This is a genomic window from Streptosporangium sp. LJ11 (assembly GCF_051918945.1).
GTDB lineage: Bacteria > Actinomycetota > Actinomycetes > Streptosporangiales > Streptosporangiaceae > Streptosporangium.
This window is the reverse complement of the sequence record NZ_JBPXMB010000110.1, coordinates 1-709: the sequence shown is the minus strand read 5'-3', so window position 1 is coordinate 709 and position 709 is coordinate 1. Positions and strand designations below refer to the sequence as shown.

Annotated in this window: 1 protein-coding gene; it reads left to right on the top strand. The window is 71.1% G+C overall.

Translation table 11 applies throughout. The features are described 5' to 3' along the window. Positions 1-709, top strand: a 709-nt coding sequence (locus tag ACTOQ3_RS43610) for a beta-ketoacyl reductase (RefSeq protein ID WP_440089953.1), incomplete at both ends; no start/stop codon positions are given.

Genomic DNA, 709 nt, shown 5'->3' with positions numbered 1-709 from the left:
CGGTCGGTGTTCGGTCCGGAGGGCACGGTGCTGGTCACCGGCGGCACCGGCGGGCTGGGCGCGGTCGTGGCCAAACACCTCGCCACCACCCACCAGGTCAAACACCTGCTGCTGGCCAGCCGACGCGGCACCCAGGCACCCGGCGCCGCCGAACTGGCCGCCGAGCTGACCGAACTCGGCGCCACGGTCACGATCGAAGCCTGCGACGTCGGCGACCGCGAGCACCTGACACACCTGCTCGCCTCCGTACCGGCGAAACACCCCCTGACCGGTGTCATCCACACCGCCGGAATCCTGGACGACGGCATCGTGGCCTCCCTCACCCCCGAACGCATCGACGCCGTCCTGCGACCCAAGGCCGACGCTGCCCGCCACCTGCACGAACTGACCCAAGACCTGAACCTGTCGGCCTTCGTGCTGTTCTCCTCCCTGGCCGGAGTACTGGGCAGCGCCGGCCAGGCCGGCTACGGCGCCGCCAACGCCTACCTCGACGCCCTGGCCCACCACCGCCACGCCCAAGGACTCACCGCCACCTCACTGGCCTGGGGACTGTGGGCCTCCGGCGGCATGGCAGGCGACCTCAGCGAAGCCGACCTGCGACGGATGGAACGAGCGGGCGTCAAACCCCTGTCCATCCCCGAAGGACTCGCCCTGCTCGACGCCGCCCTGCACACCGACCACCCCGTCCTCGTCCCCGCACGATTCACCA